At 63.1% G+C, this 8,156-nt stretch carries 7 protein-coding genes; 4 read left to right on the top strand and 3 right to left on the bottom strand.

The genetic code is table 11. From position 1 onward, the window contains the following. Nucleotides 1-165 precede the first annotated feature (165 nt). Complete coding sequence (locus QZ079_RS06215; RefSeq protein WP_297036492.1) at nucleotides 166-504, top strand: HAD family hydrolase; 339 nt, start codon at nucleotides 166-168, stop codon at nucleotides 502-504. Beyond that, nucleotides 474-944: an HAD family hydrolase gene (locus QZ079_RS06220; RefSeq protein WP_297036495.1), complete on the top strand. Its 471-nt coding sequence runs from the start codon at nucleotides 474-476 to the stop codon at nucleotides 942-944. Before QZ079_RS06215 ends, QZ079_RS06220 begins: the two co-directional genes overlap by 31 nt. 140 nt (nucleotides 945-1,084) lie before the next feature. Here the strand turns inward: QZ079_RS06220 and QZ079_RS06225 are convergent, their stop codons facing one another. Genes QZ079_RS06225 through QZ079_RS06235 form a run of 3 tightly spaced genes read right to left on the bottom strand, consistent with a single transcriptional unit; the run spans nucleotide 1,085 to nucleotide 5,404 of the window. Next, complete coding sequence (locus tag QZ079_RS06225) at nucleotides 1,085-3,046, bottom strand: ABC transporter ATP-binding protein (RefSeq protein ID WP_297036498.1); 1,962 nt, start codon at nucleotides 3,044-3,046, stop codon at nucleotides 1,085-1,087. Then, complete coding sequence (locus QZ079_RS06230; protein ID WP_297036500.1) at nucleotides 3,036-4,853, bottom strand: ABC transporter ATP-binding protein; 1,818 nt, start codon at nucleotides 4,851-4,853, stop codon at nucleotides 3,036-3,038. The genes QZ079_RS06225 and QZ079_RS06230 overlap by 11 nt, the downstream gene beginning before the upstream one ends. Beyond that, nucleotides 4,850-5,404 carry a MarR family winged helix-turn-helix transcriptional regulator gene (locus QZ079_RS06235; protein WP_297036503.1) on the bottom strand — a complete coding sequence of 185 codons (555 nt, stop codon included), beginning with the start codon at nucleotides 5,402-5,404 and terminating at the stop codon, nucleotides 4,850-4,852. The genes QZ079_RS06230 and QZ079_RS06235 overlap by 4 nt, the downstream gene beginning before the upstream one ends. A gap of 345 nt (nucleotides 5,405-5,749) precedes the next feature. Here QZ079_RS06235 and QZ079_RS06240 point away from each other — a divergent pair, with 345 nt between their 5' ends. Next, nucleotides 5,750-6,958 carry a pyridoxal phosphate-dependent aminotransferase gene (locus QZ079_RS06240; RefSeq protein ID WP_297036505.1) on the top strand — a complete coding sequence of 403 codons (1,209 nt, stop codon included), beginning with the start codon at nucleotides 5,750-5,752 and terminating at the stop codon, nucleotides 6,956-6,958. 251 nt (nucleotides 6,959-7,209) lie between these two features. Further along, on the top strand, nucleotides 7,210-8,079 hold the full coding sequence (locus QZ079_RS06245; RefSeq protein ID WP_297036507.1) for a phosphatase: 870 nt from the start codon (nucleotides 7,210-7,212) through the stop codon (nucleotides 8,077-8,079). The last annotated feature ends 77 nt before the right edge of the window (nucleotides 8,080-8,156 follow it).

Here is an 8,156-nt window from a genome sequence, read left to right on the forward strand (position 1 = left end):
GGGGACGGGGGTTATTGGCTGGGCGGCGGCGGGCGCTGGCTGAAGCGGCGATCCCGCGTGGTCACATGTGGCCGAAAAAGAGGATTTCACCAAGAGCAGGGTGCTTGCGCCTGCGGGCTCGGGCATAATACAGCCTGTTGACCAATAAGAAAGGGGTACCTTCGCATGGGCGAGGCACGGAGCATCCTGTTTTTTGACGTGGATGGAACCATCATCTGGCATAAGCCGGGCGGCGACGTTGCGGAAACCGTTGCGAACGCGCGCCCGAGCGAGGCTGTGACGCAGGCCTTCCACGAGCTGCGCAAGCGCGGTCATCTGGCGTTTATCTGCACGGGCAGGCCGCTCGCGCTCATTGCCGAGTCGCTGCTAGCGCTCGAGTCGTTGTTGTACTCGTGCAGCTCATCCACGATGAGGCCGTCGAGCCTGCCCACACGGTGCGCGTGCTGGGGTGCGCGGAGTCGTGTGGCATTCCGGTGCTGCTGGAAGCGACAGCCGGAGACGTAGCGTATGCCGTCAACGGTGCGACGTACGGCGAGGGCGCGGCGGAGCTGGTCGTGCACTCGGTGGACGAACTGCGCGCGCACACGGATATGCGGTTCACGAAATTCGTCACGTACACGAGCGACCTCGAGGCACTGAAGAGCGTCGACCCGGCGTTTTTCGACGCGAACTTCGACTTCTTCGATCTGGGTCTGGGAATTTGCGAGTTCACTGCGAAGGGCGTGGACAAGGGCTACGGCGTGCGGCGCGCGCTCGAAAGCCTGGGCTGTGGCATTGAAGGCACGTTCGCGTTCGGCGACTCCCTGCCGATGGCCGGTGCCGTGGAGACGTTCGTCGCGATGGGCAACGCCATGCCCGCGGTGAAGGCGCGCGCCGCCTACGTGACGAGCTCCGTGCAAGATGACGGCGTGGTGAGCGCGCTCGAGCATTTCGGCTTGATATAGCGGAGCGACGCGGCACCGTGATGGCGGCGACGCCGCGTTGCTGTTGCTGTGCCGCCATTGCGTAAGCGTACGAAAACGCCCCTGCAAGGGTGATCCTTGCAGGGGCGCGTCGTTACAGCGGCGTTCTTCGGCTGCTCGACCTACTCGAGCTCGAACGCTCCTGTGTAGAGCTGGTAGTACACGCCGCGCTTCGCGATGAGCTCGTCGTGGCTACCGCGCTCGATGATGCGGCCGTGATCGAGTACGATGATCGCGTCGGAGTTGCGTACGGTGGAGAGGCGGTGCGCGATAACGAACGTGGTGCGCCCGTTCATGAGCGCATCCATGCCCTTCTGCACAATCGCCTCGGTGCGCGTGTCGATGGACGATGTCGCCTCGTCGAGGATCATGACCGGCGGATCCGCCACCGCGGCGCGCGAGATCGAGAGCAGCTGGCGCTGACCCTGGGAGAGGTTCGAACCGTTGTCCGTGAGCATGGTGTTGTAGCCCTCGGGCAGGCGCTCGATGAAGCCGTGCGCGCCGGCGAGCTTCGCGGCGGCGATGCACTCCTCGTCCGTGGCGTCGAGGCGACCGTAGCGGATGTTGTCCATCACGGTGCCGGTGAACAGGTTCACGTCCTGCAGCACCATGCCGAGCGAACGACGCAGGTCGTCCTTCTTAATCTTGTTGATGTTGATGCCGTCGTAGCGGATCTTGCCGTCGGCGATGTCGTAGAAACGGTTGATGAGGTTCGTGATCGTGGTCTTGCCCGCGCCGGTGGCGCCCACGAACGCGATCTTTTGGCCGGGTTCCGCCCACACGCTTACATCGTGCAGCACGGTGTGCCCGGGCTCGTAGCCGAAGTCCACGTGGTTCAGGCGCACGTCGCCCTGAAGCGGCACGAGCTCAACGCTGCCGTCGTGATGCGGCCACTTCCATGCCCAGCGGCCGGTGCGCTTGTTGCACTCCACGAGCTCGCCGTCCTGCATGCGGGTGTTCACGAGCGTCACGTAGCCCTCATCGGCTTCGGGCTCCTCGTCGAGCAGCTCGAAGATGCGCTCGGCGCCGGCGAGGCCCATGACTACCGCGTTAATTTGCTGTGAGATCTGGCCGATCTGGCCGGCGAACTGCTTGGTCATGTTGAGGAACGGCACCGTGACCGCGATGGAGAAGGCGAGGCCGGAAATCGAGAGGTTCGGCACGCCGAGCTCGATGAACACGCCTCCCATGAGCGCCACGATGACGTACATGAGGTTGCCGAGGTTCATGAGGATGGGGCCGAGCGTGTTGGAGTACATGTTCGCCGCGCGCGCCGCCTGGAAAAGCGCCTCGTTGCGCACGTCGAAGTCATCTTGCGCCGCATCCTCGTGGCAGAAGACCTTCACGACGCGCTGGCCGTTCATGATCTCTTCCACATGGCCCTCGACGATGCCGATCTCGCGCTGCTGCGCCACGAAGTTCTTCGCAGAGCGGCCGCCGAGCTGCTTGGTCACATACGACATGAACAGCACGCCCGCCACGATGATGATGCACATCCACACGCTGTAGTACAGCATGACGCAGATCACGGAGATGCAGGTCACGATCGTGAGCGTGATGTTCGGCAGCGACTGGCCGATCATCTGGCGCAGCGCGTCGATGTCGTTGGTGTAGTGGCTCATGATGTCGCCGCGCTGATGCGTGTCGAAGAAGCGGATGGGAAGATCCTGCATGTGGTCGAAGACCTTCTCGCGGAACTTCTCGAGTGAGCCCTGCGTGACGACGGCCATAATGCGGTTCCACGTGAAGCTGAGCGTGAGCGACACGGCGTAGATGCAGATGAGCGTGAGCACGATGGAGCGGATGGGGCCGGATGCGCTCGCCCAGTCGCCGGATTCCCACGTGGCGGTCACAACCTCGAGGGCACGCTGCATGAAGGTTGCGGGCAGCGCCGAGAGGATGGAGTTGGTCACCAAGCAGCAGAAGACGAGCGGCAGCAGCTTGGGATAGAACGAGAACAGGGTGCGCAAGAGGCGGATGAGCGTCTTACCCTTGCCGCCCTTGGGCTTCACCGGAGCCTTGCTACGGCCAGCGACGTTCTGACGGTTGGCCTCGTATTGTTCGCGTGCGTCGTTAGCGGGCATCGGCGGCACCTCCTTCCTGGGTCGCGACATCTTGGGAGGGAGCCTCCGCGGGTGCGGACGCGGCCTCGGCATCTTCCTCGCTCATGCGGTTCTGGCTCTGGTAGGTGTCGCGGTAGATGTCGCAGGTCTGCATGAGCTCGTCGTGCGTGCCCAGGCCGGCGATATGACCGTTGTCGAGCACGAGGATGCGGTCCGCATGCTCCACGGAGCTCGTGCGCTGCGCGATGATGATCTTCGTGGTCTCGGGCAGGTACTGCGCCAGGCCCTCGCGGATGAGCGCGTCGGTCTTGGTGTCCACGGCGCTCGTCGAGTCGTCGAGGATGAGCACCTTCGGGTGCTTCAGCAGCGCGCGGGCGATGCACAGGCGCTGCTTCTGACCGCCGGAGACGTTCGTGCCGCCCTGTTCGATGTATGTGTCGTACTTCTTGGGGAAGCCCTGGACGAACTCATCGGCCTGCGCGAGTTCGCACACTTCCTTGATCTCGTCGTCCGTGGCGTCTTCCTTGCCCCAGCGCAGGTTTTCCTTGATGGTGCCGGAGAACAGCACGTTTTTCTGCAGCACCACAGCGACGTTGTTGCGCAGGTACTCGAGATCGTAGTCGCGCACGTCCACGCCGCCGACGCGCACGGAGCCCTCCGTCACATCGTACAGGCGGCTAATGAGGTTCACGAGCGAGGTCTTCGCCGAACCGGTGCCGCCCATGATGCCGATGGTCTCGCCGCTCTTGATGTGCAGGTCGATCTCGGCGAGCGCGCGGTGCTCGGCTTTCTCGGAATACTTGAACGTCACGTTGTCGAAGTCGATCGAGCCGTCCTTCATATAGGTGACCGGGTGCTCCGGGTTCTTGATGGTGGGCTCGGTCTCAATGACCTCCACGATACGCTCGGCGCTCTCCTGCGCCATGGTGATCATGGCGAAGACCATCGACACCATCATGAGCGCCATGAGGATCATGAAGCCGTAGGTGGTGAGGGCGCTGAACTGGCCGACGTTCATGAGGGCGCCCTGGCTGGAGATGATGAGGTAGCTGCCGAACTGGATGACGATGACGAACACCGCATTCACCGAGAAGTTCATCATGGGGTTGTTGAGGGCGAGGATCTTCTCGGCGCGGGTGAAGTCGGCGCACACGTCTTGCGCAGCGCGGCCGAACTTCTGCTTCTCATACTCCTGGCGCACGTAGCTCTTCACGTCGCGCATGCCGGTGACGTTCTCCTCGATGGACTCGTTGAGCGCGTCGTACTTGCGGAACACAGCGCGGAAGATGGGGTGCACGGTGCGCACGACCTTGAAGAGGCCGAAGCCCAGCAGCGGAACGATGATCACGAACACGGCGGCCAAGGGGCCGGCCATGATGAAGGCCATGACGATGCCGCAGATGAGCAGCATCGGGCAGCGCACAGCGGTGCGGATGATCATCATGTAGGCGAGCTGCACGTTCGTGACGTCCGTGGTGAGGCGCGTGACAAGCGAGGAGCTCGAGAACTGGTCGATGTTGGCGAAGCTGAAGCGCTGGACCGCAGCGAAGACGTCGTGGCGCAGATTCTTCGCGAAGCCGCAGCTCGCCTGGCTGCAGGTGATGCCCGCGCCGATGCCGAACGCCAGCGACGCGAGTGCCATGCCCACGAGCACGCCGGCGTATGGCAAGAGCTGCCCCAGCGTCGCGCCGGCCTGGATGGCGTTGATGAGCTTTGCCGTCACGAAGGGGATGGCCACCTCCATAACGACTTCGCCGAGCACGATGATCGGCGTCGCCACGGCGGCACGCCGGTACTCGCGGATGCTTGCCATGAGCGTTTTGATCATGCAAGTTCCTCCCAACGGTTACGGATCTTTTCGAGTAGGGCGATGAACTCGTCTTGTTCCTCATCGGTTAGGTTCGAGAATGCCTGCTCACGGAAGCTTCTGCGCGCCTCGATGGCACGCTGGGCCTCCTGCATCCCCGCTTCGGTGAGGCGGACGGTGAGGGCACGGCGATCGCGTGGGTCGCGCGTGCGCTCGATGAGGCCGGCAGCTTCGATTTTCGCGAGGATCTCGGAGAGCGAGCCCGCTTTGAGTTCGAACTGGCCGCCGAGTTCGAGTTGCGACATGCTGCCACCGGCGCGGTGGAGTTTGCACAGGATGGGCTCGCGACCAGAACGGCCGCCGCCGTGGAAGTGCAGGTAGTGGCCGCAGTAGCCAAGACCACGCAGGATGCGCTCCGCGCGCGACGGCTCTCCTGCTTCCGTGCCTGCGGCCGAGGCGGGATGCTCGGCGGATTCAGCGCGGCTTGCAGAATCGGGCTGCTCGGCTGTGGTGCCGCTATACTCCCGGTCGCCCTCTTCGGCGGGCTGCTCATCAGGCAGATGATTTCCCATGGAGTTCGTAACCTCCTTCAATCGTATAGGTACCTAATTATTAATTTGCGCCTGAATAGGCTACTACTGGGCGTATAGATGTCAAGGTACCAAAGTAATAATTTCGCATTCATTTCATTCCGTGAGCTCAGTCATGCATTTCCAGCTCCTTGGCTCGCGAATCGTTACGTGCTAAAAATGCCGAAACCGTCACGAAGGCGAGTGAATTCATGTCTTCGTGACGGTTTGGGCAATTTTTAGCAACGAGGATGGTTAAAGGTTGGGAAGGAGCCCGTGATGGCGCGCGAATTTGTTACGATGGCCCCAGCAAAACACGCAGGCGACAACACGGAATTGAGGAGCAGCATGATCAACGAGACGATGTACGCGCGTGGGGCGGAGAGCTCTGTCATCCGCGAGATTTTCAGCTACGCGAACGAGCGCAAGGCGCAGATTGGCGAGGAGAACGTGTTCGACTTCAGCCTCGGGAACCCGAGCGTGCCGGCACCGGACGCCGTCCGCGCAAGCATCGAGCGCTCGCTCGCCCTGCCACCGGAGCAGCTCCATGGATATACGCCGGCGCCCGGTCTCCCTGCGGCGCGCCAGGCGGTGGCGGATTCGCTGAACAGGCGTTTCGGCACCTCCTACGGCTTGGCAGATATTTTCATGACGGTGGGCGCCGCGGCGTCGGTGTCGTGCGCGCTCCATGCGATTACGTGCCCGGGCGAGGAGGTCATCGTCATCGCGCCGTACTTCCCGGAGTACCGCGTGTGGATCGAGACGGCCGGTGCCACCTGCGTGGAAGTGCCGGCAAGCCCCGAGACGTTCCAAATCGACGTTGCGGCGGTCGCCGCGGCCATCACACCGCGCACGGCGGCCGTCATCATCGATTCGCCGAACAATCCCACCGGCGTGGTTTATCCGCGCGAGAATCTCGAGGCGCTTGCCGCGGCGCTTGAGACGGCCAATGCCCGGCGCGAGGAGGGGCTCGGCCATGCGCAGCCCATCGTCCTCATCTCCGACGAGCCGTACCGCGAGATCACGTATGGCGCGGAGGTGCCGTGGGTACCGAGCCTCTATGAGCACACGATCGTGTGCTATTCGTACAGCAAATCGTTGTCGCTGCCTGGCGAGCGTATCGGCTGGGTGCTTGTACCGCAGGTGTGCGAGGGCGCGCGCCGTGTCATGTGTGCCGTGGCGGGCGCTGCGCGGTGCCTGGGCTTCGTGTGCGCGCCGGCGCTGTTCCAGCGCGTGATTATCGACTGCGTGGACGAGCCTTCGGATGTCGAGGCATACGCGCGCAACCGCGACATGCTCTGCAGCGCGCTCAAACGCTTCGGTTACACCTACGTCGAGCCGGACGGTGCCTTCTACCTGTGGGTTCGCTCGCCCGATCCGGACGCGGAGGCGTTTTGCGAACGTGCTCGCACCTACGAGCTCCTGCCCGTGCCGTCCAATAGCTTCGGTGTCACAGGATGGCTGCGCGTGGGTTATTGCGTGGCGGCCGAGGTCATCGAGCGCTCGCTGCCCGCATGGGAGCGTCTGGCGGAGGAATACGGGCTGCTGGTACGATAGCCGAGCAGGTGGCATGCGAGGACGGCGAGATGGCGTAAACCAAGCGGCATAATGTAAGACTACATCGGGGGTCATGGCACCTAGCGCCATTCGTGCGCCGGGCCTGCCCCCGAATAGCGCCTCATGCGGCTTCTACGAAGTATGCGTTTCAGGCCGGTTTTCCCGGAAACCCGCGGCATAATGGCATAAAGCGTGGACGCTGCGCGCGGCTGGTACGCTGCAGTTCGGCATCGTCGCGAGGGGGACGACACATGGCACTCAGCATCAAAACCGATATCCATACGCATACGCTGTTCTCGCGCCATGCGTATTCGACACTGGCGGAGAACGTGGCCGCCGCTCGTGCAGCGGGGCTTGAGCTTCTGGGCTCCTCGGATCACGTGAGCACGATGCTGTTCCCGGAGCCGCACCTGCGCAACTTCCAGTTCTTCACCAATCAGATCATCTGGCCACGCACGTGGGACGGGGTCACGCTGCTTCGCGCCGCCGAGGTGGATATTGTCTCCATCGAAGGCAGGCTTTTCGGCCAGGGTGTCACATGTGCCAACAACATCACGACCGAAAGCTGCTCGCATGGCGATACGCTCTTTCACCGTATCACGCGCCAGCTCGATTATCTGGTTGCGAGCGTACACGACCGCGCATTCGCGTGCGATGCTTCGGTTGCTCAGGCGACCGAGATGTACTTGAAGGTTCTCGCCGAACCGCGGGTGTTCGTGCTCGGCCACACGGGTCGCGCGGGCGTTCCGTTCGACATCGACACGGTGCTCGCGGCTGCCAAGGAGCGCCATAAGCTCATCGAGATCAACGAGCACAGCATCGAGGGCGATCGCGAGGGATCCACGTTCGACGTGTGCCGTCGCATCGCGGAGCGCTGTGCCGAGCTCGGTGTGGGCATTTCCGTTTCGAGCGATGCCCACATGGCGTATCAGATCGGGCAATTCCCCAGCGTGAAGGCCATGCTCGAGGAAATCCACTTTCCCCAGGAGCTCATCATGAACCGCGACCGCGAAACGATGCTCGCGACGCTTGCCGCGTCGGGCGTTTGCGACCTGAGAGATCTTGCGCATGTGAATGCGGAAGGGCAGGCGAAGGCGGTGGAACGGGAGCACCGTGCGTAGCAGGGCCACCATAGCCGCCCTGTTGCGGGCGGCGCTCGTCCGCGTGCCGGCGGTGATCGCGGTCGTGTTGACGACGA

It is taken from the genome of uncultured Enorma sp., assembly GCA_905210055.1.
In the GTDB taxonomy this organism is placed as follows: domain Bacteria; phylum Actinomycetota; class Coriobacteriia; order Coriobacteriales; family Coriobacteriaceae; genus Enorma.